This window comes from Pandoraea nosoerga (genome assembly GCF_902459585.1).
GTDB classification, from domain to species: domain Bacteria; phylum Pseudomonadota; class Gammaproteobacteria; order Burkholderiales; family Burkholderiaceae; genus Pandoraea; species Pandoraea nosoerga.
Genome location: NZ_CABPSC010000007.1, coordinates 61,215 through 86,613 on the forward strand (window position 1 = coordinate 61,215; position 25,399 = coordinate 86,613).

Sequence of the window (25,399 nt, forward strand, 5' to 3'; positions counted from 1 at the left end):
CTTTTTAGCCGCTAAAGCGGGCTGACTCGTGGCCCCCTATGTTCAGCTTATGAGGTGGCCTCTAATTAATCGAAGGAGAAGCAAGATGCGTAGAGAAAAAGGTTCCGTCAAGATGGTATTGATTGTCGCAATCGCAGCGGCACTCAACGTCCCGGCGCACGCCGGCATCCCCGTGATCGATGCTACGAACGTTGTGCAAACAACGGTCAGTGCGATGCAGAACGTCGCGGCTGTCGAAAAGCAGATTCAGCAGTATCAGACGCAGTTGCAGCAATATCAAAACATGCTGCAAAACACGCTCGCGCCCGCCGCCTGGGTGTGGGACCAGGCGAATCAGACGATCAACAAGCTGCTGCAAGCGCAGGACACGTTGAGCTACTACAAGAATCAGGCCGGTAGTCTCGACGCCTACCTGTCAAGATATCAGGACGTGAGTTACTACCGCACGTCGCCGTGTTTCACGTCGAGTGGTTGCTCAAACTCGCAACGACAGGCGCTGCTCGATGCGCAGGCTAACGGTTCGACCGCGCAAAAGAGCGCCAACGATGCCGTCCTGAAGGCCGTCGATCAGCAACAACAAACGCTGACCACGGACGCAGCGCATCTTCGGTCGCTGCAATCGCAGGCGACAAGTGCGCAAGGGCAAATGGAAGCGTTGTCGGCGGCAAACCAGCTCGCGAGCGCGCAGACGAACCAGCTCCTGCAAATCCGGGGCATGTTGGCCGCCCAAGCAGCAGCGCAAGCGACGCGTGCCGAGAACGTGGCTGACAAGGAAGCCTTGCAAGCAGCAGCGGCTCAGCAGCTTCGTGACGGCAGCAACATCACCAGTTCGACGCCGAAAAACTGGACCTTCGAATAAGGGAGACTGGCGATGAAATTCACCATCTTGCTCATCCTTATCACAGTTCTTACAGGTTGCGAGGACAAGAGCGCTCGGATCGAGGCACAGCAGGCGGCAGCCGCGAAGCAACTGCGCGACGGCAGCAACATCGTCAGTTCCTCTCCGAAAAACTGGACGTGGGGCGATACGCCATCACAACCGCAAAAGAAAGACCAATGAGGAGGAGCCGCGCTATGAAAACGATGCTTTCCGAAGGCTTCAAGCGCCTTGCCGTTGCCTCGACGGCCATCGCCTATACGGCAACCGTTGCAGCCGCACCGCTGAATTCCAACGTAGTCGATTCGGTGATGGGGAAATACCAGGCCGCTGCCAGCGCGTGGGGCAGCGTCATGGTGAGCTACGCATCGTGGTTGTTTTGGGGCCTCGCGCTGATCAGCATGGTGTGGACGTTCGGGATGCTGGCGTTGAAAAACGGCGGCATTCAGGAGGCACTGGCTGAAATCGTTCGCTTTTTCACTGTGCTCGGCTTCTTCTGGTGGATTCTCTCCAACGGGCCTGCGATTGCCGATTCCATCGTCAAGTCGATGTGGATGATCGGCGCGAAGGCCATCGGCCAGTCAACCGATTTTACGCCAGGAGGCATCGTGCAAATCGGCTATGACATTTTTACCAAGGCGCTCGATCAGTCGTCGGTCTGGTCGCCGACGGACAGCGTGGTAGGTCTCCTCATGGCGTTGGTTGTGATGATCGTTCTTGCGATTGTCGGCGTGAACCTGCTCCTGGTCTTTGTGTCGGCCTGGATCATGATCTACGGCGGGGTGTTTTTTCTTGGCTTTGGTGGGGCGCGCTGGACGTCAGATATCGCGATCAGCTACTACAAGCATGTCTTGGCGATCGGAGCCGAGATGATGGTAATGCTGCTGCTCATCGGGATCGGCAAGACGTTCATCAACGAGTACTACGCCAGCATGAGAGCCGGAATCGACCTCAAGGAAATGGCGATCATGCTTATAGCGGCATTCGTGTTGATGTATCTCACGAACAAGATACCGCCGAGGATCGCAGGCATTGTTGGTGTTGGTGGCGCTGGTTCGATTGGTGGTGTTGGGGTTGGCTCGGTGATGGCTGCTGCCGCCATGACCGCGAGCGCGGCGGCGTCTGTCGGTTCTACTGCGATGGCCGGCGCGACGAGCTCGGCCGGTGGAGCATCGGCTCTCAAGGCGGCGTTCCAGTCAGCGCAGCAGAACATGGCCGATGGCAGCGGTATGTTCTCGAACAGTGGCGACAGTTCGTCGGGCAGTGGCTCGTCGAGTGGCAGCGGCTTGGGCGGCTTTGGCAGCGGTAGCACGTCCGGCGGCAGCGGCGGCTTCATGTCTGCCATGAGCACAGCCGGCCGCTTCGCGGCGGACATGGGCGCGAATCTCGCCAAGGGCGCGAGCGCAGTCGCCAAGGACAAGGCCGCGAACATGATGGACGCCGCGAAGGAACAAATGGCGCAGACGACGGGCAGCAAGATTGCGTCGGCGATTTCGAGCAGGAGCGGTGCCAGCACGGACACTGAATCGAATTTCGCCGGCGACAGTCTCGGTGCGGGTCGGCAAAGCGCGATGGCCGGGGGCAATATGAACGACGAGGTAGCTGCGTTCGTAAACAAACATCGTCCAACTGAGGACGAGGCTTAGACAGCACAAGCGCACCGGCCGGCGGCAACCGGCCGGCACTTCCACGTAACAACACCTGCTTGAGAGGTGAAGCATGGCAATCACGCATGATACCGAAGCACGGCAAGTTATCCATCACGCGGCAATGCAACTCGCGGCCTTGGACTTCATGGACCAGAGCACCGCTCGGGAGCTATCGACACTGGCGGAGGCCGTTGCGAACCTGTTCATGGTCGTCTTCTACCAGGCCGAAACAGGGCGGGCGACGCACCGAGATTTCAGTGAGGCAATGGCCGTTGTACGCCAAACGTTGCAGCACCATTGAGCTGCGAGCAGCATGCTATCGGCGCAGGGAGCTTCCATGAACCACACAGACTTTTATATCGGCCTGACCTTCATGGATTGCACGGGGTGGTGGCGTTGTACCGATGTCGGTGCCCGAACCATCTTGGCGATCCGATTGGACCACGACGATCCGCACTGGTATGAAGGCCCGCCCTATATCGTCAAAGAAGAGGTATTCGATGAAGACGATATTTCACGTTGTCACCTTACAGTCGAGGAATCGATTCGTGCGGCGGTCCACGCCGCAGATAACTCCGAGCATCCGGGCTTTCCCCACGAGGTTGTCGAACGGATGATGGCGACTCGGCGCGCACACCCGTACCCGCACGAAGGAGTTCTGCGATTTGATCGCAAGCGTCCGGATGGCGAAGTTCTTCACCCTTATGCTGGGCGAAAAGAAGGTGAATCATGGGTTGTGGATCTCTACCTACCCTTTCGAGGCACCTACGAGACAATGGCCGAGCGTGACTTTATATCGTTACAGAGAGCCACGCCGGATGACCTTCGAGCCAGGGCAAGCCGTTTGACCAGCACGTAGCGCATAACGCTGGTAAGAATAATAAGAATATTATTCTTCTTCCCGACTACCGCGACACGGCGCATCGTATTCGAACTGAGCCGGAGCGCTCCGATGCTTCAATATCAACCCGTTACCGTCCACGAAGCCGTCTCCTTTACCCGTGATCGTTGTAGCCGCCGCCTAGCGTCCACCGATATGGAGTGGCACGAAAAATTGTCGCTCTCGTTCACGGGTGGTTACATGTCCGTTTTCGGGGATGGCAGCCAAATCAGTATCGACCTCTGTCAGCAGAGCCTGAAGGACGTTCTTGGGCCGTGGCTGCGTATCACGCACCCATGAACGTCGATCTTCAACTGAGCCAAGACACCCATGACCATGAGCAGCGACGAAAAACAATCGAACCTCAATGCCACCACCCAACCAAGCGACAAAGCGGGGAACGCGACCGGTGCGTTCAAGGAGAATGCCTTGAGCGAGCAAGATGCCATCGCAAGCGGTAACGTCCTGGCCAACTTGGCTGATGCGCCAGAGCCGACCTTCCTGGACGACGAAGGCCCTACCCTTGACGTTCCTCTGTTCATCACCAGGAACAATGCCCGCGAACTATTCGGCCTATGTCCCGGCGAGACGGTAGCCCAAGCGTTAGCGCGCAAGGCCAAAGAAGGTTAGGCGTGGGCTCGCGTGCGATAAGGGAGGTCGAATTTGCGGCTTGGCTCCCCGAGCTTTCAACCAGGAGCAGAAGCGTAGCGCGTGAGCACGGTCGATCAGTAATGCCGCGATTTCCGCTCGTTAAACGAGCATCCCGTGAATCCTTTTAAGCCAGCCCGATACCTCGCCGGCCGCGTCGATCTCCGCAAGTCTCGCGGGGGTCATTTTTGCAGCAGCGTCGCGGTTGAGCCGCTTTTTGGCCCGATTGACCTTATCACCCAATTCCTTGGCGTCAGCCAAGACATCGGCCCATGGCTTCGTGCTACCAGACGATTCGTGAACGGATTTGGCAACGATTAGCGGAACGTCACAGGTGTCCGTGTAGGTGACCACGATACCGTTCATACCTTCCGCGATGGCGTCCGCGTGCAAATAGTTCTCGAGCTCGCGCTTCGTCGTTATGACCGCCCAAGATCCGTCGGTACGGGCGTTTACCGTATCGCACTCCGCTTGGTACTTCGGCGGCACGGCATCGTCACGATCATAGATATGAACTTCCGGAAGATTCAGGTTTCGCAGATAGTGCTTGGCAACCCATTGCTTGAGCGAGCCTCCACCGAGAGGGACAAGCGCCACTCGGTTGTCGCCGGTGAAATCGACGACATCAGCCATGCTTGGTTTCAGCATGGAACTGATGCGCTCAAGGAATTCGATATCGTTGGTCCCTTCGACGAAGACCAGCGCTTGGACCCGCCGATCAGGCAATACGCCGAGTTCGTTTGCAATCGTGGCCAAATCGTCGTCGGTGCAATGAACGACGGTAGCCGTACCGTCGGCCTGTTTGCGCACGCACCGCAGGCTATCGCTCGGCAAAAGCCCGGCTAGCCCGGGCGTGTGAGACGTGACCAGAACTTGCGTGTTCTCATCTACGGCAAGTTCCTTAAGTGCTTGAACGAGCAAGCGCTGGTTGTCGGGGTGTTGCGACGTCTCCGGCTCCTCGATGGCGTAGATGACGCTCAATGCGCCCTTCTCGGTACGTCGCCTCTCCGCTTCGGCCCGGAAAAAGTTCAGGAGGATAAGACGGCGAACGCCGCTCCCGCGCTTGTTGATGGGAATGTCGTTGTCCCCCACAAGGCCAAACTTGAAGACATCCCATTTGGGATCGGCCTTGAAAAATGGCTTAAGCTCACTCGCTAGGCGACTGTCCATCTCGTTCAATTTTTCGAGTGTTCGCTTCGCGACATCTTCCGCCCTAAGTCTCACCGCATCCTCGATCTTCTTCAGATCGTCCGCCATTTCCTTAAGCGCTTGCGTGATCGCAAATTTGAGCGGGCTTTGAACCTCTTCGTCACCGTCCTGGCTTGGTCGGTCAGAGCGGAACAGCGCGTACATCGGAAGCTGCGGCTTGAGCTGATCCCAGACCTTCTTGGCATCCTCCTTGTCGAGCGGGAGCAGCCGGCGTTCTAGCGTTAACGGTTGACAAGCAGCACGGATCGCTTGGCGCATATTCCCATTTATCGCCAAGTTCACGGTCGACTCGTCGATACCGAGCTTTTTGATTCTGGACTTGAGGTCGCTGTTTTTGAGCGTGAGCAGATCGGCGGCGTCGGCATTGACCGGATGTAGCGCTGTCGCGAAAACCGCTTCTTTCGGCGTTTTACCCGAACAGTCCCATTCCTTAGTGATCTCCAGCTCGCCTTTTTCGTTCAGCAGATGCTCAGCAGCGAGGGATGTCGGGGCAGCAGCGTCGAGAACAATCTTGATAGGCAGGTTCGTGAAGGCACAGCCGATGCGGATCGTTGTCCCATTGGCGTACACACACGCATCGCCGCGTTCGGGCTTGCCGTCATTGAAGAAGATTTCGAGTGCTTCGAGGATCGTTGACTTGCCAGCGTCGTTTTTACCAACGAAAGCTGTCAGGTCGTCGATCTCGATTCGGACGCTTTGAGCGTACCCACGGAAATTTTCAAGAATTACAGCGGCGAGTTTCACAACCCCTCCCCCCGACGAATGTGGTCCACTGAACTGGTAGTCTATTAACGGCTTCCGCTTGAAAAAAGTGTCCGTCCGCGCTACGCCGACATATCGGAACTAGTCAGACAGCGACCTGTTACGCAAGGACTGCGGCCGCAACCTATGTACGGTAAGCAACGATTTCGTTGTGATCGAGTTCGCCCGCAGGCACGAGCTTGTAATGTCGTTCTTCGACGACTTTGAGCTCGTCATCCTCTATTTTCAACTCGAATAATGCAATTTGATCGCTACTCACGAATTGGGCAGAGATCGGTCGGCATCGCAACGCCGGATATTTTTGCGCGCACCAAGCGGTGTCCTGCGCGGTCTGTACCGTCGAAATTTGGTCGCTGCCACCCTTGGCTTGTACAGGGATGACATAGTGACAACCGTACTTGTCGAGACCGACATAAAGCTCGTCGATCTCGATTTGCCCCATGTCCTTGACGCTCGTGCGCAAATGGTTCTGTAGCGAGAACGTGGTGAGACCAAGAAAGATGTCGATGAGCCGGTTGTAGCGCACCTTCGCGAGTAGAGCTTGTTCATCGTCGAGGGCGTAGGCCGCGATGATTTCCGGCGTGTTGTCGGGAATGCGGATAACAGCGAGATTCGGGTTAGGCAAGATCCGATTGGCGGACGCTAGCCGGAAGCGGTACTTCGAACGTCCTACCAACTCGATAATCCATTCGCGTCCTTTGGGCTGTGTGGCGATGACTTTCGCCGGCATGGGGACTCGAAACCGCATCGCATAGATCACGTCTCCCAAATTGTCGGGCAGGGCGATTCCAAGCTGGTTCGCGGCTTCTTTCAGTGCCTTACGCTCAAAAGGAATCTCCGTAGTACCTTCGACGTATCCATCGAAGAAAATTTTCTCGATGAGCTGGTGATAACGAGTCGGAGCCTTGGCTTTATCGTTCATGCGGCAACCGCTTCCGTTTCGTCTTCGTGGCGTACAACAGGACGCTGGCGCCGGGCGATTACGGTGCTAGATACGCCGAACATCGCGGCCGCATCGCTCATCGAAATTCCGATCAGGCTTTCATCGCCGAGTGCCAGGATTTCGGTAGGCTTTTCGGGCTTCTTTTTCAACGCCTTCATGACCTGCGCGCCGACAGCACGTGCCAACATTGGAGGCACACTGTTACCGATCTGCCTGAAGCCGTGCCACTTGGTCGCATGGAAGCGAAACCAATCGGGATAGGAGTGCAAGCGCGCTGCTTCGCGCACCGTGATGACACGGGGCGCAGTCGGATGGATCGGACGCGGCGATGTGAACGCGCCGCGATCACTGGCGGTACCTGCACGCAGCGTGTTGCAAATACCGTCGAGAGCTAGTTTCTTAAAACGACTGATCGGTTCGACGTCGCCGGGGGCCGTAGCTGCAAAGCGGCTTCTCGACAGATCGGTATGCTCCGTCAGCAAGGATCCGGTCAACAGGGATGCATCGAATTGCCGTCGATAACTAAAGTCGGTGGGGTCGTCCTTTTTTCCGCGCAAGTACGCTGCATAGGTCGACGGTTTGCCGTACTTCGCCTTTGTCCAATCGCGCTCCCACAGCTCGGGAAACGTCTCGGCATCCGGGATGTCGCCAATCGCTTCGGCAACGGTCGTGTGGCCCGTCGGTTGCGGATAAGTCGGTAAGGGCAAGCCCTTGCGCGCCCCCATGAGAATCAGTCTCCGCCTATCTTGAGGTACCCCGAAGTCAGCGGCGTTGAGAACCTTGTAGTCCGTTTCGACATCGTAGCCGCCCTCTTGGAAAGCTTCGATGATCTCTTGCAGAAACTTTCGGTGTTTTCCGACAGTCAGTCCTTTGACGTTTTCGAAGATGAAGTATTTGGGCTTCAGTTCCAGCACGACTCGGACATAGTGATGTACGAGCTGGTTGCGTGCGTCGTCGAGCGCTCGCTTGCCAATGAGCGAAAAGCCCTGGCACGGTGCTCCCCCGACCACAACGTCGATATCGCGTTTGCCGATACCAGCGCGTTGTCGCAGCTCGTCGCCGGTTACATCAACGACACTCTTGCAAATCGTGGCGCAGGTAGGGAAGTTGAACTTGTGGGCGGCGGAGTGAATGGGGTCTATGTCCACCGCAGCCACGATGTCGAAACCGGCTTGTTCGAAGCCGAGGCTCAGCCCCCCGGCTCCTGCGAAAAGGTCGATCCCGATTGGGCGAGTCATAAGTGAAGTCCCTGTTTTTGGTTGCAAATCGTTGGCTGGGAGTTTACGCGAAAACGATCGCTTTGTCGATCGTAGTTTTCACTTCGTGTCGAGCAGGTCCTTCAGGCGCGTTGCCAGCCCTTCGAGATCGGTCAGCTCACATTGCCAGACGACGGCCACACGCCAGCCGGTCGCCTCAAGTGCAGCCTCCTTTCGAGCATCCCGGTCGCGATTGGTGGCAATTTTCGGTTGCCAGTAGTCGAGGCGCGACTTCGGTAGTTGACCGATGCGGCAACCATGGCCGTGCCAGAAGCAGCCGTGCACAAACAGCGCGACGCGCCGGCTCGGGAAGACCACATCGGGCGTTCCTGGCAGGTCTTTCCGATGGAGTCGAAAGCGATAGCCGAGGCGATGCAGCAGCGAGCGAACAATCATCTCTGGCCGCGTATTCTTGCCTTTCACCTGTTGCATGAGGTGTCGGCGTTGATCGGAATTCAGACGGTCTGTCAATGTCGATCTCTACAGGAGGCGCTTCGCCAAATCTTCTGCGCGAGGATGGTAATACCGCATTAGCATCCGCGGGTCTTTATGGCCGGTAATCTTCGTCAGCTCGTGCATCGGAAAGATCGATGCCAGCCTCGAAGTGGCTTCGTGTCGCAGGTCGTGAAACCGTAGGTCCGTCAGAAACTTCGCATCGGGTCTTCGGCCGGTCTCGTTGCACTCTTCCTGGTAGAGCTTACGCGCCCGCGCCACAGCACGTTCGAAAGCCCTGGTAACAGCGTCGCCCCGAATTTTGAATACGCTCGTTCCATCGCCGCCAAGCCTTTCGCAACTGGGGGCATCTTTAGCGTCGTCGCAGTTGTCTTTCAGAGCTTGAAGTACGGCAATGGCCCGGGGCGACAACGGTACATCGCGCGCCTCACCGTTTTTCGTCGCTGGCAGATGTGCGACTCGGCGTTTGAGGTCCACGTTCTCCCATTGCAGTGACACAATTTCTCCCCGGCGCATGGCCGTTTCGACAGCTAGCCAGATGATGGCGGGCAGCAGCGCCGAGTTGCTGGCCGCTATAACCCGTTCAAGTTCACCATCCTGCGCGCCCCGCCCTGATTCAAGATCGCCATCGTCAGGGAAGTCTGTGGGAGGTTCGCCGCTGGCGGCGATGCGCCGCGTCCGCGCGTTATTCGGTTGCGGCTTCCGCACTAGCTCAACCGGGTTCGACAGGCTTTCCATGCCCCATTCCTTGCGGGCGACATTGAACACATGTGACAGAACAGCGAGCCGGCGCAGCACCGTGGCAGGCTTATAGTCCTTCAGCCACACGTCGCGAAGCTTCGCCACGTCAGCGCTCCGAATCGTGGCTAGCGGCCGCTTCGCCAAGTCAATCGCCTTGCAGGTCTTGATGACGGATGATTCCTGCGCTGATCCCTTCTTTGCGAGGGATATTTCTTCTTCATACCGGTTCAGCGCCTCGTAAAGCGTCGTTGCTTCGGCTTCGCAGCGGCTGACCCATATGCCGCGTGCCATTTCGGATTCGATCATCTTGGCCCAAGCTTCCGCCTCGGCCTTTGTATTGAAGGTCTTACTCTGCGCAGGGTAGCCGTGTCGTCGCACCTGCGCGCGCCACTGGTAGGGGCCTCGTTTGGTGATGGCGGCCATCGTGGGAAAAGGTCATCTTGGGTTCAGTGTGCCAAAATTGTGCCATAAAAGCGGGGGAACTTTTAGAAACTATTGATTTTGCAAGATGTATTTTTACATTCGCAATGCGAAGGTCGGGAGTTCGATCCTCCTCCGCTCCACCACTATTCAGCGCCCAACCGTTCTCGGTTGGGCGTTTTCATTTCTGCTTCCCGCAAACCACGCGGGGTTCCGGGCCGTTCTGCGTGTGCCGACGGTCGGCGGACAAGGGCCCGCGACGCGCGCGGTTCGCCCCTGTTCCGCCCTCTCTTCTCTCGAAACCTGCGCCAACTTCTTCGCCGTGGCACACGCACGCGGCCTTGTGCGCCGGAAACTTGCGCGCATGCCATTGCCATCGGTTGTCCAGCGAACGTGGAGCAGCAGTCCATCACGCCAACGCGCCCGCCGCGCAGGGCATCGAGTACAACCCTGCGCGTTGCTGCGTGACCACGAGGGCAACGTAGGCGGCGTGCTGCGCCGCAGGTTCCGGCTTGCCCTTGTCCTTCGACTTGATCTTGAACAGGTCGCTCGGCTTGGCACTGTCCAGACCCGCGCGCTGCATGATGCGTTCCGCCGTCGTGGCCTCGCCCTTGAACGACCATAGCGCCTCGAACACCTTGGCCTGACCGTCGGTGAATCGGATCGGTGTGCTGCTGATGTCAGGCAGCGTCGCCCATTTGAAGTCCGCCGAGAACGGCCCGTTCACCGGCGTGGCCGGATCGGCGACCGTCGGTTGCGTGGACGGTAATGATGTGCCGATGAGTGCGATCCCGCCGCCGTAGAACGTGAAGCGTTCCTCCAGCGCCAGCCATTCCACGCCCGGGCCGAAGGGCGACCCGCGCGTTGTGCGTGGCCTCGGCGTGACCACCCGGATGTCGCCGCCCGCCACGCGCACCCGATCCAACAGCGCGGGTTCTTGCTGCACCCGCGCCAGATCGCGGGCGAGCAGCACCGGCGAGCGTCGAGCATCGCCGAGCCGCCACACGCCGTCGCCCAGATCATCGATGCCGTCCCGGCTTTCGATGTCGAGCGCGAGGCGCAGCTTCTGGCGCAACCATTCCTCGTCCAAGGCCACGGCCGCACCATCGTTCGCTTCGACGGCGACTGGCCCGCACTCCGGGCAACGGCACATGCGCCCGCCGCGACCATCGCCCCAGACCTGCGCCCGATGCTGCTGACAGTGCGGGCAGAGCACGAAGGACTGATCCACGACCGTCGGCTTGACCGCCTTGCCGAGGACGGTCAGCGCCGTGGCCTCGCGCGGCGACAGCGTGGTGCGCAGCACGGGCGTGCCGCCCGCGAACAGCCGGCAGACCAAGGCCCAGGCATCATGAGCCGCCATCGATCAGTCCTCGAACGCCGACGAGGAACTGATCGCGTCGGCTTCCGGCGGAAGCTCCTGCGCGCTCAGGGTCTGGCCCTTCTGCAAGATGCCCACCGCGACCAGATAGCCTTCCAACTGCGCCTGCATCTTGGCGTCGAACTTGTGCAGGTTCAGCCGCCCCTTGCTGGTCACTTCGATGGTGACCACCTTGGCACGCGTGCGGCCCGGCTCGGGCGGATAGTAGAGATTGACTTGTGCCGCCGTCACCGCCCACTGGCCTTCCAGCGGGCCGGGCAGTTTCTCCTTCAGCAGCTCATGCACCGAGCGTTGCTGGCTGGACTGCATCGCGGTGCATTCGATCTTCAGCGCGGCGTCCGGACTGAGTAGCGTGAGCGCCTTCAGTTGCACCATCGAGAAACCGTCCTCGAACGCTTCCGGCACGTCGAAGCCGGTGCGCAGCATCGACAAATTCAGCGTCGGCGACTTGATCCGGTGCGCGTTCGCCTTGACGCCCAGCACATGCTCGGCGAAGGCCTCGACCAGCATCTGCTGGTATTTCTGGCCGCCGCGCACCAGCGTGCGCACCACGCCCGTGGACTTGGCGTACTCCAGCACCATGTGGATGTTGGGATTGCCGACGCGGCGCTTCAGGGTCGAACCCTCGAACTCCAGCCTCAGCATGGCCATGTCCTTGACGTGGACGGTCAGCAGGAACACGCCGGGGCTACGCTCGACCAAGTGCGCCACGCTGCTGTCGCCGCACTGCATCTCGCGCTTGTAGAACGCCGAGATGGCGTGGCGCAGTGCGGCCAGGTTGGTGTCCGAACCGTTCGGCTGGCGCTTGACGCCCAGATCGTATTGCTGGGTCTGCGGCCCGTGATGCTCCCAGAAGCTGAAGTCGTAGGCGCGCTCGAACAGCGTCGGGTGGTTGACGTACAGCCAGAACGAGCGATGGACGTCGCTGCGGCACAGCGTCAGGCCGGCCAGTGCGGCACCGTCCGCCACCACGGCCTCGAACATCGCCTGCTTGCCCGCGGCGTCGCCCAACTGGACACTGGCATTGAGGTTGGCGGCCATCCGGTCGCGGGCGTCCGTGTCCGGCCAGACTTTGACCGCCTCCACCAGGAACTGGCTGGTCTCCGGTGTGTCGTCCCACGCGAACCCGTCCGGCACCGGCAGGCCATGCGAGGTCAGGAAGTCGCGCAGCGTGGCGTCCACCGGCAGCTCGAGCATCACGTCGACAAAGGTTTTCTTCATCTTGTTCGTCCTTTCTGGATCGGCGTCGGAGGTCTGCGACCGATGTTCGGGCTGCACGGGCCAGCGACAGGGTTACTGAACACGCATCTCGTACAAGTAAAGCTACGAGATACTGGTGCGATTCTGAACCGTGGATTTCCGCTTGTCAATCAACGGGGCACATCTAGACCTTTTGTGTATCTCATGGCTATACTGTGAGTCTCGTTTTTATTGACTGACCACAGGAGCATCGCCATGGCTTCGGCGTTTGGAGCACGCCTGCGGCGCTTGCGCGAGGCGAAGAAGTTGACCCTGCAACAGGTCGCCGACGCGGTCGGCTGCACCAAGGCCTACATCTGGGAGCTGGAAATGAAGGAGGGGCAGCGCCCCACCGCCGAGCGGATTCAGAAGATCGCTCAGGTGCTCGGCGTGACGATGGAGGACGTGATGGGTACGCCCATGCAGCAGGCACCCGAAGCCAGTCCCGAGGACGTGGCTTTCTTCCGTGAGTACGCCGGGATGACGGACGAGGAGAAGGATCGCTACCGGCAGGCCCTCAAGATCATGTTCCCCGACAAGGGCCAAGGCGGGGACTGAGGATTGAGCGCAGCGCAGACCCTCACTGGCTCCATTGCCGCCAACACCGTCCAGAAGTGGTTGCGGGCGTGGTACAGCACGGGCATGCCCGACGCCATCGATTTGGAGATCGTCCGGCAGATGCTGCCGAGCACGCCCTACGGCACGGGCGTGCGGGAGATCAAGGCGCCGATGGTGCTCGATGTCGACAGCTGCGAAGGCATGCTGGTGCGCAACCCGAAGGACGCGGCCGAGTGGGGCATCTTCTACAACGGCAAGGCCAGCTCTGAACGCCGACGCTTCACCATCGCCCATGAGTTGGGCCACTTCATCCTCCATCGCGGTCAGCAGCAGAGCTTCAACTGCGACAAGGAAAGCGTCTACTCCGGCGTCGACACCATCCGCGCCATCGAACGCGAAGCCGACGACTTTGCCAGCAACCTGCTGATGCCCGGCGATCTGCTGCGCGACTGGATTTCGAGCCAGCGCATCGACCTGCACGTCCTCAGCGCCATCGCCAAGCGGTTTCAGGTTTCGTTCGAGGCGCTGTGCATCCGCTTCATCAAGTTCACCACGCAGCGCGCGATCCTGGTCTACTGGGACAACGGCTACGTGAAGTACGAATGGCGCAGCAGCAGCGCCATCAGGACGCGGGCGCGCATCCGTCGCAACGCCGATCCGCAGGAACCACTACCGGGCACGCTGGCCGCCGACGCCAGCGTCGATCAAGAGTGGAACGGCACGGAGATTTCCGCCGCGATCTGGTGTCCGGAGGAGGCGCAGCATATGAAGCTGCGCGAGTTCAAGCACAGCTACGGTGCCCGTGATCGCGTCCTCACCTTGCTGCTGCTCGAAAGCGCCGAGCCGCGCCCTTGGGATCGGTCTTGGCGGGACGGCGAGAGTTTTGACAGCCTTGATCAGTTCGTCTCGAACGGGCAATTGCCGGTACGGTAGCGGGCCGGGTTTATTCGGCCCGCTACCGGTAAATCACAAACTCGCATAGTCGACCTCCCCCGCTTCAATAGGAAGCACTACGTACGAAACCAAAAGTGACTCAGCCGGACAATTTGGATCTGCGGTGCTGTGGTGCCGTTGATATCGGGAAGACTATCGCTTAAAAGCCAACAGTAAAACTCCGCCAGCAACCATCGCGATACCGGACCACTCGCGGAGCGACGGGCGTTCACCCAGAAATGTGAAAGCAAACACCGCCACCAGGACAAGACTGAGTTTATCCACTGGTGCAACCTTAGATGCATCGCCGATCTTAAGCGCGCGGAAATAGCAGACCCACGATGCCCCTGTTGCCAAGCCCGAAAGCCCGAGGAAAAGCCATGTCTTGGGTGGCAGCTCCAACGGGTTGGCCCATTTTCCCGTGTAGGCGACAAACGCCGACAGCACGACGATAATGATGGCCGTTCGGATCAAGGTGGCCAGATCGGAATCAACTCCCTGAATACCCACCTTGGCAAAAATAGCCGTCAGCGCGGCAAACACAGCCGATAGCAGCGCCCAATAGAACCAGCCAGTTGAAGTAACCATTTCGCTCCTCTCCATGTTTCTCAAGTCGTTACCTCATGGGAACGATAACGGCAACACTTAAGCCGGTCTGAGTTTCGTCCACGAAGTCGAGGCGGATTTCTGCACCAATGCGATGGGCAATTGCTTGGACGATGGATAGCCCCAGGCCCGAACCGATCTGCTCGCTGCCCAGCGTGCGGTAGAAGGGATCAAAAACCCGGTGCCGTTCAGCCAACGGAATGCCTGGCCCAGTGTCCTGGATACGCAGCACGGCACACCCCTCTGCAACACCGGCCGAGAGATCAACTCGGCCACCCTCCGGCGTGTAGCGAATGGCGTTATCGACCAGATTCTTGACCAGGGCGATCATGTCCAGCTCGCTCGCCCACACTTCGGCGTCTTGCGTGCCTTCGACCCCGATGTCGATGTGCCTGGCCTCGGCCAACGGCATGAGGTCTTCCAGCACACGGCGGTAGATGCCTTGAACGGATACCGGCGACTCCGGCGTATCAGTGGCCGACTGCGCCTTGGCCAAGGTCAGGAGTTGATCCAACAGGCTTCGGCCGCGCTCGATTCCTTGGCGCAAGACCGTCAGTCGTTCGCGCGCCAGGCCGGACATTTCCGCCTCCGCCAGTCGTTCCGCTTGCAGCGAAAGGGCGGTCAACGGCGAGCGCAGCTCGTGCGCGGCATCCGCCACAAAGCGGCGCTGAGAGTCCATCGACTGGCCGACGCGGGCGAGCAACCGGTTGATCGCCACGGCGAATGGGCGCACCTCGACCGGAAGGTGGCGGTCTTCGACGGGGTGCAGTTCCTGCTCTGCCCGCTGGTCGATTTCCTTGGAAAGTGCCGCAATGGGCCGGAACATCTTGCGCACCAGGTCGGCGACGATCAGCAGCAGCACTGGCACGAGGATCAGGAAGGGCATCACTGAGCGCAGCGCTCCATCGCGGGCGATTTCATTGCGGAAGCCCGCTTCCTGCGCCACGGCGATGCGTTCACCGGCAGCCGTGGTCTTGACCAGTACACGGAATGTCTCGCCGCCGACCTCCAGCGTATGCAGCCCATCAGCCAGTGTCGTCGGCAGAGAAAGCGTGCCGCCTGCATCCACGCTGGCCTCAGATGGATTGGCCTCGCCTAAGCGCTGGACGATCACGCGCGATTCTTCATCGACATCTTTGGGGTGGACATCGGTCGTCGGCGGGGCCGGTGACAAGCGCTGCCGATCCATGAGTTGCGCCACCTGGCGCAGCACATCGTCCTGTAGCTCGTGGGCCTCGTCGAAGGCGGACAGGAACGAGAAGACACCTGCCACGATGGCCACCACGAGGATGGCCAGCGACAGGGTGAAGGACAGCTTGAGCTGAACCGATTCGTTCAAGCGCCTTTTGAAACCATCCATCCCACCCCCCTGACGTTCTTGATGACCTCGCTGCCCAGCTTGCGTCGCAGCGCATGGATCAGAAATTCGACGGCATTGCTTTCGACCTCTTCCCCCCAGCCGTAGATGCGATCCTCCAGTTCACTGCGCGAGAGGATGGCTCCGGGCCGAACCAGCAAGGCTTGCAGCAGCGAGAATTCCCGGTTGGATAGTTGCACCGAGGAACCACCATTGACGCTGGCCTCTTTCGTAGCTGGATCAAGCGACACCACGCCATTGCTGAGAACGGGCGCTGCGGTGCCGCCCTTGCGCCGCAGAACGGCACGCATCCGGGCCAACAGCTCCGCCATCTGAAAGGGCTTGGACACGTAGTCGTCGGCCCCGCCGTCCAAGCCGCGCAGACGATCATCCAGGCCATCACGCGCCGTGATGATGAGCAGGGGAATCGGGTTGTCCTTGGCGCGGATGCTGGCCAGCACCTCCAGCCCATCCTTGCCGGGCAGGCCCAAGTCAAGCAGCACCAGGTCATAGTGCTGGCAGCCCAGTGTCGTGAGGGCGGTTGGTCCATCCTTCACCCAGTCGGTGGCATAGGAGGCATCCCTCAATGCACCCTGGATCGCGTCACCGATCATGGGATCGTCTTCGACCAGCAATACCCGCATTCCCCCTCCTTTCAATCCTTGTTCAATGCGCCGTCCGGGCTGCCCGCTGTTTGAATAGCAGGATCGCGGTCAGCATGAAGGCCAGCAACGCGGCCGACGCCGAATAGCGGCTCAGCGCCAAACCGCCCGCGCTCAACGGCTTGTCCAGAAAGTCACCGACCACGGCACCCAACGGGCGGGTCAGGATGAACGCCGCCCAGAACAGCAGCGTACGGGACACGCTAGTCCAGTAGTAGGCCGCCACGACCAAAGCGAGCAACCCGCTGAACACGACCGCCGCGCCCGTGTAGCCCAGGCCCGCCGTATCCGCCGTCCAGTCACCCAACGCCGTGCCCAGCGTCTGCGAGAACATGATCGTCAGCCAGTAGAACGCTTCCGCCTTGGGTGAGCTGACGGTGCTCACCGACACGGAGCCGAGGGTGCGATGCCAGACGAAGAGCGAGCCGAGCAGCAAGGCCAGCAGCAAGGTCGAACCGCCAGCGTACCCGATTCCGAGCGAACGATCCGCAAAATCGGCCAGCGTCGTACCGACCGTGGTGGTGGCGATGATGGTGGTCCAGTACAGGAATGGATGGAAACCTTTGGCCTTGATCTGCGCGACGACGGCTATCAGGAAGATCGCCGCGAAGATGCCAGTGCCGACCAGATAGCCCAGGTTCATGGACATCGAGACGGCATCGCCGCCGGTTTCGCCGAGTGTGGTAGCGGCAATCTTGATCAGCCAGAAACCGAGCGTGACCTCGGGTACTTTGGTCAATGCATCCTGGAGGTTGGTCGTCGATTCATTGGTGTTCATTTTTGCTCCAAATATCGTGTTCTGCTGAGGCGTGTGTCAGATCGGTATGGGCACCCTTTCCACCCGATGGCCCTCGTGGGCTGTGTCGCGCAATCAGCCAGGTGATGCAAATCGCCACGGCCAGCAACGCCAGCCCCCAGAGCTCATCGGCATCGACGCTTTGCAGTGCGTACGCCAGTGCATGCCCCGTGCTGTAGCCGAGACCGCCAATCAGCACAGCCCAGCACACGGCGCCAACGAAGTTGAGCGCCAGAAAGCGTGACCAGGGCACGCGGCTCATGCCGATCGCGATCGGCCCGGCGACGCGCAGGCCGTAGAGGAAGCGAATCGACAGAATCAGCGGCAGGTGATGACACTCTAGCAACACGGTTACCCGCTGGGCGCGTGGCTGCAACGCAGGAAAGCGCATCAGCAGGGCGGTGCCGTAGCGCCGACCGATCAGAAAGAACAACTGGTCCCCGATGAAGCTGGCCACGGCCGCTACGGCCATCACCGCCTGGATCGAAAGATGGCCGCGCGCGGCGGCGGCGCCAGCGACCAGCAGTACGGACTCGCCTTCGAGAAAGCTGCCGACGCCCACGGCAGGCAGGCCCCAGCTTTGGACCCATCTGGCAATGTCCATCTTCAGCTCCTGCCTTCGAGCGTGTCGAAGGTTTTCAGCAGGGCACCCATCGCAGCCTTGCAGTCGGCTTGGTTCGGCGTATCGGCGCGCAGTGCTGCCAACGCCTTGTCGATGGCCTTGTCGAGCACGTGCCAGTCATCGGCGGCTCGCGGTTTCAGCCCGGCCTCGGCTGCGTCCCATGCCACCTCCAAATCCTTGATGCGAGTCTTGGCTGCGGGCAAATCGCCTTTATCTACAATGGCGGCCACGTCGGCGGCGATGGTGCGAAATGCGGTCAGGTCGCCCAGCTTGGAGACGGCCTTGCCTGCGATACCTGTGCTGGCGTTGGTAGACGGTGCCGATGCGGTGCTCGCGCCGCTTTGGTCGGCAGGTTTGGAGCAGCCGGACGCCAGAGCCAAGAGCAAGGCGGCCGAGACGGCGGCAACAGGACGAGCGATTGAGTGCTGCATGGGCATGATTTCTCCTTGAGAAGTGGAACTGGGGTTATTCGGTGGCTTGCGCGGAACGGCCTGCGTTCATGCCGAATTGCGCAACGCCGACCAGCATGACGATGACTGAGAGGAACAGGGCGCTCGTCCACATGGCACCCATACCCAGGCCCCCGTAGGTTTTGGCCTGCGTCAGCAGGTCGCCGAGCGCAGCGCCGAAGGGACGAGTCAGGATGTAGCCGATCCAGAAGGTCAGCACGGCGTTGCCACCCATGCGCCAGGCGGCATAGGTGATGCCGATCAGCGCACCGAAGGCGACCGCGCCCCAGGTAAAGCCTAGGCCCAACGCCTCAGTCGCCAGATCGCCAGCAGCAGTGCCCAGCGCAAACGTGCAGAGGATGGCGGACCAATAGAACAGCTCCCGGCTGCGCGTCACGATGTCGTGGATGGACAAGGTACGTTCAACCCGATACCAGACGAAGAAGATCGCAGCGAGTGCCACGGCGAACACCGAGGTGCTGATATAGAGGCTGACGCCCAGGCCATCGGTCAACAGGTCAGTGATCTGGGTACCGACCACGCTGACCAACACGACTGTTAGCCAGTAAATCCAAGGGGTGTAGCGGCGGGTACGCAGCTGCATGAACAGGGCGACTGCCAGCAAGGCGGCCATGACGGTGCGCGTCAAGCCCTGGCCAAAGCCCGCGTTGACCGCCAGGAAGTCGGCCCCTGTCTCGCCCACCGTCGTGGACATGATCTTGATGATCCAGAACGACAGCGTTACTTCAGGGACTTTGTTGAGCCAGTCGCTTGCTCTGACCGTGGGCAAATTGTTCATGGTGTTCTCCTGCCGGGGTGAAAGGGATTGCCGCCAGTCTGACCAGGCAGACTTAGCCCATCCATAGGCTCACTCGCGCACCCATCCCAACGTGATCAGCCTACCGAACAACAAGCAATGGATACGGGTCGCCAATCGGTAGATTGGCCCCAGATACCAGCGTGCTTCGTGCAACGTCAGCACGGCACTGAACGCTGCGACCGCAATGGCACCAAGCATGTCGAGCGGGAAGTGAACCCTCAGGTAGATGCGCGACCAGGCGATGGGGAGGCCAAACAGCGCCAAAGCGACGCCAGCCCTTCGCAGTCCTCGCTGTAGCAGAAAGCTGAAGGCAACCGACCACCACAGCGTCAGGTGATCGCTGGGGAATGACGAGTCGGCAACATGGGGAATCAGCGTATGCCCCAGACCGATCATGAAAGGCCGGGGATGCGACCAAGCCAGGCCGATGACCTGGTTGGTCAGCAGCCCAAGCAGGCCGGACGCGGTAGCGACCAACAGCGCTTTGCGGGTGTTCTCATTGCCGCGCAGCCAGCCGATGCCGATCAGGATCGGGACAGCCCAGATGAGCCATTCCGCAAAGAAGGTGGCCAGCGTCACGAGCAGAGCGTTCGGGTGTTCGGGTGCGTTGAGCCACAGGAAGAATGTTTGGTTGAGGTGTTCCATGACGTCTCCGGGCCGGATCACGGCGTCACGCGCGATCCGGCCACACTGGCAGGCGGTCAGTCTTGCTTGTCGTGGTCGTCATCGTGATCCGCCTTGTCCTCGGCAGACGAGATGACGGTGCCCTTGTCGGCATCGACCCGGACATCGAAGACCTTGGCCCCGCTGACGACTTCCACGTCATAGACCCAGCCTTGCTTCGAGTTTTCGTACTCGGCGCGCGACGCCTTGCCGTTGGCGTGCTGCTCGGCAACGGTGACGGCCTGGGTGAGCGGAATTTTGGCCTGGGTGATCGCCAGGGCGTCGTTTTCCATCCTGCCCTTGGCGGCATAGGCGACCGCACCGGTCGTGGCAATGGCGATGGCCAGAAGGGAAAGTTTGGTGTAGCGGTACATGATGCTTCTCCAGAAAAGTGCAGGAATTTGCACGATGGAGAAGATGCGGCCCCAGACTTAGCTGGCACTGAGCCGGGTCACTTCCGGAATTAAGCTGGTAGGTAGAGGCCTTCGATCTGACTGATGGGATGACAGCCGCAGCATCCTGCTCTGCATTCATCCCTCATTTCCCCCAAAACACGTTACGCGAAGTACCCTTGGTTTCTAGCATGAGCAGCGTTTTCCATCGGAACGCTTGCCATGACAGAAATTGAACCTATCTCCATTTGCACATCACCTGACCGGCCACGGCACGGGCATCAGGAAATCGCCGACCTGCTGGCCGCCGCGTTACTGCGCCTGCGCGCGCGTCCGTCACGCGACACCACCGAAAACAGCGAGTGCGTTCGCCTTGGCTTCCCCGGCCAACAGCGCGTGAATGCGAACCCCGATCACCACCACGGAGTTCGCCCATGACAGCACACGCACCATCCACCACCACCTCCGTCGCCGCCCAAGTCGCCGGTCTTCCCCATCTCTCGATGGATGATCTCTGGAAACTGTGGGACGAGCATTTTGACGAACGGCCCAGTCACCACCATCGCGGCTGGCTGGAGAGCCGACTGGCCTACCGGATTCAGGAGCGCGCCTTCGGCGGCCTGAAGCCGTCGCTGCGCAAGAAGCTCGAGGAAGTCGGCGAAACCGGCATCCTGCCCAAGCAACTGCGCGGCGACAGCCAGCGCTTGCTGCCTGGAACCATCCTCACGCGCATCTACGACGACGTCGAGCATCGCGTGCTGGTGCGCGGCTCGAACGACTTCGAATATCAGGGGCGACGCTTCAAGAGCCTGTCCGCGATTGCGGGCCACATCACCGGCAGCCACTGGTCCGGCCCGGTGTTCTTCGGCCTCAAATCGCCCGCATCGAAAAAGGTGACGGCATGAGTTCGCCGCGCGCCAACTCGCTGCCGCCGGTCACGCCGAAGAAGCGTTGCGCCGTCTACACCCGCAAATCCACCGACGAAGGGCTGGATCAGGAATACAACAGTCTCGAAGCGCAGCGCGACGCCGGCCTCGCCTTCATCGCCAGTCAACGACACGAAGGCTGGATCGCCGTCGGCGACGGCTATGACGACGGCGGCTACTCCGGCGGCAACATGGATCGTCCCGCCTTGCGCCGCCTGATGGCCGACATCGAGGCCGGCAAGATCGACACCGTCGTCGTCTACAAGATCGACCGGCTCACCCGCAGCCTGCCGGACTTCGCCAAGCTGGTCGAGGTGTTCGACCGCAACGGCGTGTCCTTCGTCTCGGTCACCCAGCAGTTCAACACTACGACCTCGATGGGGCGGCTGACGCTCAACATCCTGCTGTCCTTCGCGCAATTCGAGCGCGAGGTGACCGGCGAGCGCATCCGCGACAAGATCGCCGCCAGCAAGGCCAAGGGCATGTGGATGGGCGGGGTGCCACCCCTGGGCTACGACGTGGTCAAGCGCATGCTCGTCGTCAACGAACGCGAAGCGGCGCTGGTGCGCGACATCTTCCGGCGCTACGCCGAGCATGGCTCGGCGGCGCGGCTGGTGCGCGAATTGGACATCGAAGGCCATACCACCAAGGCCTGGGTGACGCAGGCCGGGCGCGAACGCTCGGGCCGAACCATCGACCAGCAGTACCTCTTCGCGATGCTGCGCAACCGCATCTACCTGGGGGAAATCCGCGATCACGGCACCTGGTATCCCGCCCAGCACGAAGCCATCGTGTCGCAAGGTCTGTGGGACGCGGCGCATGCCTTCATCGAACGGCGCAAGCAAGCGCCGCGCGAGCACGCCGCCAAGCATCCGGCGCTGCTGGCGGGCCTGCTGTTCGCGCCCGACGGGCAGCGCATGCTGCACTCCTTCGTCAAGAAGAAGAACGGACGGCAGTACCGCTACTACGTCCCGTACCTGCACAAGCGGCGCAATGCGGGCGCGAGTCTGTCGCCCGGTGCGTCGGACGTGGGTCATCTGCCCGCCGCCGAAATCGAGAACGCGGTGCTGGCGCAAATCCACGCGGCACTGTCGGCTCCGCAGATGCTGATCGCGGTCTGGCGCGCCTGCCAGCAGCATCCCGCAGGGAGCACGCTGGATGAAGCGCAGGTCGTGGTGGCGATGCAGCGCATCGGCGACGTGTGGGCGCAGTTGTTCCCCGCCGAGCAGCAGCGCATCACGCGGCTGCTGATCGAGCGGGTGCAACTGCACGGGCACGGGCTGGACATCGTCTGGCGCGAGGACGGCTGGATCGGCTTCGGTGCCGACATCGGCGCGCATCCGCTGGTCGAGGAATCCAGCGCACAGGCCGAGGAAACACTGGCATGAGCACCACGACGAACCCGCGCAAGCGCGCCATCCGCGTCGAGGTCGGAACCGATGCCCGCAGCTACGTCAGCGATGGCCAGCGCGTCACGTTGGTGCCGCTAACGATCAAGCGCCGCCAGAACCGCAAGCTGCTGATCCCGCCCGCGCCCGATGCCGCCACTGCGACGGGTGGCTTCGACGTGCCGATGATCAAGACGCTCGGCAAGGCGTTCTACTGGAAGCGGCTGATCGACGAAGGCGTCTATCCGACGACCGCCGACCTGGCGCGCGCGCTGAAACTGGAGCCAGGTTGGGCGGCCGAGGTGCTGCGCATGACCATGCTGGCCCCGGACATCGTCGAGGCGATCTTCGAGGGCCGCCAGCCCCGGCATCTGAATCTGCACACGCTGCGCGGCCGCCAGGCCCTGCTGCCCCGCGACTGGGCGGAGCAGCGCAAGGTTCTGGGGTTCTCGGCTCCCGAAAGCTGACGTTCAGCCGGCGCAACAGCCCGCCTTGCCACGCTCTTGAACGGGCGGGCAAGGCACGGTGCCATAGGAGCAATAGACGCAGCAATCGCCGTGCTTGGGCTTGAGCACGGTGTGGCAGTCCTCGCACTCATAGAACCACTGGCAGGCGTCGGTGGGCATGACCTCGGTCTTCGCGTGCCCGCACGCCGGACAGCGCAATGTCGATTCCAGCACGAGGGCGTTCACTCCGCGCTCCCGACCACCGTCGAGGGGTAGCCCGCGTCCTGGGTGGCCCGCATCAGCGCCTCGACGTTGGCCCTCGCGTCGTCGAAGGTCACCGTCGCCTCGCGCTTGTTGAGGTTCACCTCCGTCTTCGCCACGCCCGGCACCTTGCTCAACGCCTTCTTGACCGTGATGGGACAGGCGGCGCAGTTCATGCCCGGCACCGACAGCGTGACGGTCTTGGGGGCCGCCATCGCTGGCCCGCTCAGTGCGAGCGCGAGCGCGAGGCAGGCCCATGCCAGCAGTTTCTTCATGACGACCTCCGTTCCTCAATAGAACCAGGGCGCGACCAGCGGAAAGCCGAGCGCCACGATCACCAGGGCGACCACGATCCCGAACAGCAGCTTGTAGCCGCACCGCACCGACGGCACCGCGCAGGCCTGTCCGGGTTCGCAAACCGGGGCTCTCGCCCAGATGCGCCGCCCGGCGAGGAACAACGCGACGAGGGCCGCGCCGATGAAGATCGGGCGGTAGGGTTCGAGCGCCGTCAAGTTGCCGATCCATGCCCCCGAGAAGCCCAGCGTGATCAGCACCAGCGGCCCGAGGCAACAGGTCGAGGCCAGGATCGCGGAGACGAACCCGGTCGCCAGCGCCATTCGACCGCTACCTGTGTCGGCACGCGTGGTTGGGGAATCTGGTTTCATGGCGTAAGCTTACTTCCGTACTTAAGTACGGAGTCAAGACCATGAACGATATTTCTGATCGCGAGCCGATGACGATCGGCGCCCTGGCGCGCGCGGCCGGCGTCAATGTCGAAACCATCCGCTTCTACCAGCGCAAGGGGTTGATGCCCGAACCGGATCGTCCCCTGGGCAGCATCCGCCGCTACAGCGCCGATGAGCTTGGCCGCATCCGCTTTATCAAGTCGGCGCAGCGACTGGGCTTCAGTCTCGACGAAGTGGCCGCTCTGCTCGAGCTCGAGGACGGCACACAGTGCCAACAAGCACGCGAGCAGGGGCGCAAGAAACTCGACGACGTCCGCGCCCGAATCGCCGACCTCAAACGCATCGAAGCCGCGCTCACGGACTTGGTCGCGCGGTGCTCGGCGACACGCGGCCGTGTGCGCTGCCCGCTCATCGACTCGCTCCACGAAGCGTAGCCCGCCGCGCGCATTTGATCTGATTCCCTTCCTTGAGGCGAGCCACCGGCTCGCCTTTTTTGTGCCCTGTGGGCAGGGATTGGCGAACCCGAAGTTCCCGCCTGGTTCGCCATTGCGTCCCTTAAAGGTTCGCCACCCGAAGTTTGGAATGACACCTGTTCCTCAACAACGTCACAGGAGCATTCCATGCAGACACCAACCAGCACTATCCCCCGGTCGCCACAGCAGGCGATCAACAGCCTCTCGCCCGGCGACCGCCGGGTGCTCAACGAAAACGAACTGGCCCAGCGGTGGGGCGTCAGCCCCAAGACCCTGCAACGCTGGCGCAGCGAAGGTCGCGGCCCGCGCTACCTGAAGTTGTCCAAGCGCGTCGGCTATCCCGTGGACGCGGTCATCGAGTTCGAGCGCCAGGCGCTGCACGACTCGACGTCCGAGCGCGCGGCGGTCTGAGGAGCGATGCCATGAAGGACATCACCCTCTTTCCCGCCGACATCGCCGCAATGTCCGTCGGCCAACTGGCCGCGTTGCCCGCCGTGCAGAAGGCCGAGATCGACAAGAACCTCGACGCGGCCCTCGACTGGCTCAAGAAGGCCCGCACCAAGTTCGACGCGGCGCTCGATGCCGCCTACGGCGAACAGGCCCGCACGGCACTGCGCGAATCCGGCCGCGACTTCGGCACCGTGCACCTCGACGACGGCCAGCTGCGCATCAAGTTCGATCTGCCCAAGAAGGTCAGTTGGGATCAGAAGCAACTGGCAGAAATCGCCGAGCGCATCGTCGCCTCAGGCGAGAAGGTCGAGGGCTACCTCGACATCAAGTTGTCCGTCTCCGAATCCCGCTACACGAACTGGCCTCCCGCGCTGCAGCAGCAGTTTGCAGCCGCGCGCACCGTGGATTCCGGCAAGCCGGCTTTCACCCTTTCCCTCGATTCGGAGCACTGAT

34 protein-coding genes are annotated in these 25,399 nt (G+C 61.2%); 15 read left to right on the forward strand and 19 right to left on the reverse strand.

What is annotated here, in order from left to right; genetic code table 11:
- Window positions 1-85: 85 nt before the first annotated feature.
- The 6 genes from trbJ (at window position 86) to PNO31109_RS10665 (ending at window position 4,036) form a co-directional block, all read left to right on the forward strand.
- Window positions 86-859 carry a P-type conjugative transfer protein TrbJ gene (gene trbJ, locus PNO31109_RS10635; RefSeq protein ID WP_047906285.1) on the forward strand — a complete coding sequence of 258 codons (774 nt, stop codon included), beginning with the start codon at window positions 86-88 and terminating at the stop codon, window positions 857-859.
- Window positions 860-871: 12 nt separating this feature from the next.
- A complete protein-coding gene (locus tag PNO31109_RS10640) occupies window positions 872-1,060 on the forward strand; it encodes a hypothetical protein (RefSeq protein WP_047906284.1) in 189 nt (62 codons plus the stop codon).
- Window positions 1,057-2,523 (forward strand): P-type conjugative transfer protein TrbL, encoded by a 1,467-nt coding sequence (trbL, locus tag PNO31109_RS10645; protein ID WP_174966358.1) that lies wholly within the window; start codon window positions 1,057-1,059, stop codon window positions 2,521-2,523. Before PNO31109_RS10640 ends, trbL begins: the two co-directional genes overlap by 4 nt.
- 73 nt (window positions 2,524-2,596) lie before the next feature.
- Entirely contained in the window at window positions 2,597-2,827 is a 231-nt protein-coding gene (locus tag PNO31109_RS10650; protein WP_047906282.1) for a type I toxin-antitoxin system ptaRNA1 family toxin, read from the forward strand.
- Window positions 2,828-2,863: 36 nt separating this feature from the next.
- Window positions 2,864-3,385 carry a hypothetical protein gene (locus PNO31109_RS10655; RefSeq protein WP_047908551.1) on the forward strand — a complete coding sequence of 174 codons (522 nt, stop codon included), beginning with the start codon at window positions 2,864-2,866 and terminating at the stop codon, window positions 3,383-3,385.
- A 351-nt stretch (window positions 3,386-3,736) separates the two neighbouring features.
- Complete coding sequence (locus PNO31109_RS10665) at window positions 3,737-4,036, forward strand: hypothetical protein (protein WP_047906280.1); 300 nt, start codon at window positions 3,737-3,739, stop codon at window positions 4,034-4,036.
- Between the two features lie 120 nt (window positions 4,037-4,156).
- Here the strand turns inward: PNO31109_RS10665 and PNO31109_RS10670 are convergent, their stop codons facing one another.
- From PNO31109_RS10670 to PNO31109_RS10700, 7 genes are all read right to left on the reverse strand, one after another.
- A complete protein-coding gene (locus tag PNO31109_RS10670; RefSeq protein WP_047906279.1) occupies window positions 4,157-6,007 on the reverse strand; it encodes an ATP-binding protein in 1,851 nt (616 codons plus the stop codon).
- Between the two features lie 142 nt (window positions 6,008-6,149).
- Complete coding sequence (locus tag PNO31109_RS10675; protein WP_047906278.1) at window positions 6,150-6,947, reverse strand: hypothetical protein; 798 nt, start codon at window positions 6,945-6,947, stop codon at window positions 6,150-6,152.
- Window positions 6,944-8,206 (reverse strand): DNA cytosine methyltransferase, encoded by a 1,263-nt coding sequence (locus tag PNO31109_RS10680; RefSeq protein ID WP_047906277.1) that lies wholly within the window; start codon window positions 8,204-8,206, stop codon window positions 6,944-6,946. Before PNO31109_RS10680 ends, PNO31109_RS10675 begins: the two co-directional genes overlap by 4 nt.
- A gap of 78 nt (window positions 8,207-8,284) precedes the next feature.
- A complete protein-coding gene (locus tag PNO31109_RS10685) occupies window positions 8,285-8,695 on the reverse strand; it encodes a very short patch repair endonuclease (RefSeq protein ID WP_047906276.1) in 411 nt (136 codons plus the stop codon).
- 9 nt (window positions 8,696-8,704) lie between these two features.
- Window positions 8,705-9,841 (reverse strand): site-specific integrase, encoded by a 1,137-nt coding sequence (locus tag PNO31109_RS10690; RefSeq protein WP_174966359.1) that lies wholly within the window; start codon window positions 9,839-9,841, stop codon window positions 8,705-8,707.
- Window positions 9,842-10,247: 406 nt separating this feature from the next.
- Window positions 10,248-11,201, reverse strand: coding sequence for a hypothetical protein (locus tag PNO31109_RS10695; protein WP_081059402.1), 954 nt, complete (start codon window positions 11,199-11,201; stop codon window positions 10,248-10,250).
- 3 nt (window positions 11,202-11,204) lie between these two features.
- The gene (locus PNO31109_RS10700) at window positions 11,205-12,440 is read right to left on the reverse strand and encodes a hypothetical protein (protein ID WP_150555577.1); all 1,236 of its coding nucleotides are present in this window, start codon (window positions 12,438-12,440) and stop codon (window positions 11,205-11,207) included.
- Between the two features lie 234 nt (window positions 12,441-12,674).
- Between PNO31109_RS10700 and PNO31109_RS10705 the strand changes: the two genes are divergently transcribed.
- Window positions 12,675-13,016 (forward strand): helix-turn-helix domain-containing protein, encoded by a 342-nt coding sequence (locus PNO31109_RS10705; RefSeq protein WP_060121794.1) that lies wholly within the window; start codon window positions 12,675-12,677, stop codon window positions 13,014-13,016.
- A 3-nt stretch (window positions 13,017-13,019) separates the two neighbouring features.
- A complete protein-coding gene (locus tag PNO31109_RS10710) occupies window positions 13,020-13,949 on the forward strand; it encodes an ImmA/IrrE family metallo-endopeptidase (protein WP_226151817.1) in 930 nt (309 codons plus the stop codon).
- Window positions 13,950-14,102: 153 nt separating this feature from the next.
- Here PNO31109_RS10710 and PNO31109_RS10715 read toward each other — a convergent pair whose 3' ends face one another.
- The 9 genes from PNO31109_RS10715 to PNO31109_RS10755 all read right to left on the reverse strand — a co-directional run bounded on the left by PNO31109_RS10715 (window position 14,103) and on the right by PNO31109_RS10755 (window position 20,298).
- Window positions 14,103-14,537, reverse strand: coding sequence for an EamA family transporter (locus PNO31109_RS10715; RefSeq protein WP_060122244.1), 435 nt, complete (start codon window positions 14,535-14,537; stop codon window positions 14,103-14,105).
- Between the two features lie 28 nt (window positions 14,538-14,565).
- Window positions 14,566-15,915, reverse strand: a complete 1,350-nt coding sequence (locus tag PNO31109_RS10720; RefSeq protein WP_060784905.1) for an ATP-binding protein — start codon at window positions 15,913-15,915, stop codon at window positions 14,566-14,568.
- Window positions 15,891-16,556: a response regulator transcription factor gene (locus tag PNO31109_RS10725; RefSeq protein WP_060784904.1), complete on the reverse strand. Its 666-nt coding sequence runs from the start codon at window positions 16,554-16,556 to the stop codon at window positions 15,891-15,893. The genes PNO31109_RS10720 and PNO31109_RS10725 overlap by 25 nt, the downstream gene beginning before the upstream one ends.
- Before the next feature lie 22 nt (window positions 16,557-16,578).
- Window positions 16,579-17,352 (reverse strand): COG4705 family protein, encoded by a 774-nt coding sequence (locus PNO31109_RS10730; RefSeq protein ID WP_060121147.1) that lies wholly within the window; start codon window positions 17,350-17,352, stop codon window positions 16,579-16,581.
- Window positions 17,339-17,974 (reverse strand): DedA family protein, encoded by a 636-nt coding sequence (locus PNO31109_RS10735; RefSeq protein ID WP_081059384.1) that lies wholly within the window; start codon window positions 17,972-17,974, stop codon window positions 17,339-17,341. The genes PNO31109_RS10730 and PNO31109_RS10735 overlap by 14 nt, the downstream gene beginning before the upstream one ends.
- Window positions 17,975-17,976: 2 nt before the next feature.
- On the reverse strand, window positions 17,977-18,429 hold the full coding sequence (locus tag PNO31109_RS10740; RefSeq protein WP_060121150.1) for a hypothetical protein: 453 nt from the start codon (window positions 18,427-18,429) through the stop codon (window positions 17,977-17,979).
- A gap of 28 nt (window positions 18,430-18,457) precedes the next feature.
- On the reverse strand, window positions 18,458-19,240 hold the full coding sequence (locus PNO31109_RS10745) for a COG4705 family protein (RefSeq protein WP_060121153.1): 783 nt from the start codon (window positions 19,238-19,240) through the stop codon (window positions 18,458-18,460).
- A 69-nt stretch (window positions 19,241-19,309) separates the two neighbouring features.
- Window positions 19,310-19,906 (reverse strand): undecaprenyl-diphosphatase, encoded by a 597-nt coding sequence (locus PNO31109_RS10750; RefSeq protein ID WP_060121157.1) that lies wholly within the window; start codon window positions 19,904-19,906, stop codon window positions 19,310-19,312.
- 56 nt (window positions 19,907-19,962) lie between these two features.
- A complete protein-coding gene (locus PNO31109_RS10755; protein ID WP_060121159.1) occupies window positions 19,963-20,298 on the reverse strand; it encodes a PepSY domain-containing protein in 336 nt (111 codons plus the stop codon).
- Between the two features lie 240 nt (window positions 20,299-20,538).
- On the opposite strand from PNO31109_RS10755, the gene PNO31109_RS10760 reads away from it, so the two are divergent.
- Genes PNO31109_RS10760 through PNO31109_RS10775 form a run of 4 tightly spaced genes read left to right on the forward strand, consistent with a single transcriptional unit; the run spans window position 20,539 to window position 23,097 of the window.
- Window positions 20,539-20,754, forward strand: a complete 216-nt coding sequence (locus tag PNO31109_RS10760) for a hypothetical protein (RefSeq protein ID WP_081059385.1) — start codon at window positions 20,539-20,541, stop codon at window positions 20,752-20,754.
- Entirely contained in the window at window positions 20,751-21,221 is a 471-nt protein-coding gene (locus tag PNO31109_RS10765) for a DUF2924 domain-containing protein (protein ID WP_060121161.1), read from the forward strand. The genes PNO31109_RS10760 and PNO31109_RS10765 overlap by 4 nt, the downstream gene beginning before the upstream one ends.
- Window positions 21,218-22,630 carry a recombinase family protein gene (locus PNO31109_RS10770; protein WP_060121164.1) on the forward strand — a complete coding sequence of 471 codons (1,413 nt, stop codon included), beginning with the start codon at window positions 21,218-21,220 and terminating at the stop codon, window positions 22,628-22,630. The genes PNO31109_RS10765 and PNO31109_RS10770 overlap by 4 nt, the downstream gene beginning before the upstream one ends.
- The gene (locus PNO31109_RS10775; protein WP_060121166.1) at window positions 22,627-23,097 is read left to right on the forward strand and encodes a hypothetical protein; all 471 of its coding nucleotides are present in this window, start codon (window positions 22,627-22,629) and stop codon (window positions 23,095-23,097) included. Before PNO31109_RS10770 ends, PNO31109_RS10775 begins: the two co-directional genes overlap by 4 nt.
- 3 nt (window positions 23,098-23,100) lie before the next feature.
- On the opposite strand, the gene PNO31109_RS10780 is transcribed toward PNO31109_RS10775, so the two are convergent.
- The 3 genes from PNO31109_RS10780 to merT are packed head-to-tail and all read right to left on the reverse strand — an operon-like array spanning window position 23,101 to window position 24,002.
- Complete coding sequence (locus PNO31109_RS10780) at window positions 23,101-23,322, reverse strand: GDCCVxC domain-containing (seleno)protein (RefSeq protein WP_060784903.1); 222 nt, start codon at window positions 23,320-23,322, stop codon at window positions 23,101-23,103.
- On the reverse strand, window positions 23,319-23,612 hold the full coding sequence (merP, locus tag PNO31109_RS10785; protein ID WP_060121168.1) for a mercury resistance system periplasmic binding protein MerP: 294 nt from the start codon (window positions 23,610-23,612) through the stop codon (window positions 23,319-23,321). The genes PNO31109_RS10780 and merP overlap by 4 nt, the downstream gene beginning before the upstream one ends.
- Before the next feature lie 15 nt (window positions 23,613-23,627).
- A complete protein-coding gene (gene merT / locus PNO31109_RS10790) occupies window positions 23,628-24,002 on the reverse strand; it encodes a mercuric ion transporter MerT (RefSeq protein WP_060121171.1) in 375 nt (124 codons plus the stop codon).
- 41 nt (window positions 24,003-24,043) lie between these two features.
- On the opposite strand from merT, the gene merR reads away from it, so the two are divergent.
- The 3 genes from merR to PNO31109_RS10805 all read left to right on the forward strand — a co-directional run bounded on the left by merR (window position 24,044) and on the right by PNO31109_RS10805 (window position 25,398).
- Window positions 24,044-24,457, forward strand: a complete 414-nt coding sequence (gene merR, locus PNO31109_RS10795; protein ID WP_060121175.1) for a mercury resistance transcriptional regulator MerR — start codon at window positions 24,044-24,046, stop codon at window positions 24,455-24,457.
- 186 nt (window positions 24,458-24,643) lie between these two features.
- The gene (locus PNO31109_RS10800; RefSeq protein ID WP_060121180.1) at window positions 24,644-24,907 is read left to right on the forward strand and encodes a helix-turn-helix transcriptional regulator; all 264 of its coding nucleotides are present in this window, start codon (window positions 24,644-24,646) and stop codon (window positions 24,905-24,907) included.
- Between the two features lie 11 nt (window positions 24,908-24,918).
- Complete coding sequence (locus PNO31109_RS10805) at window positions 24,919-25,398, forward strand: hypothetical protein (protein ID WP_060121183.1); 480 nt, start codon at window positions 24,919-24,921, stop codon at window positions 25,396-25,398.
- Window position 25,399: the final 1 nt, after the last annotated feature.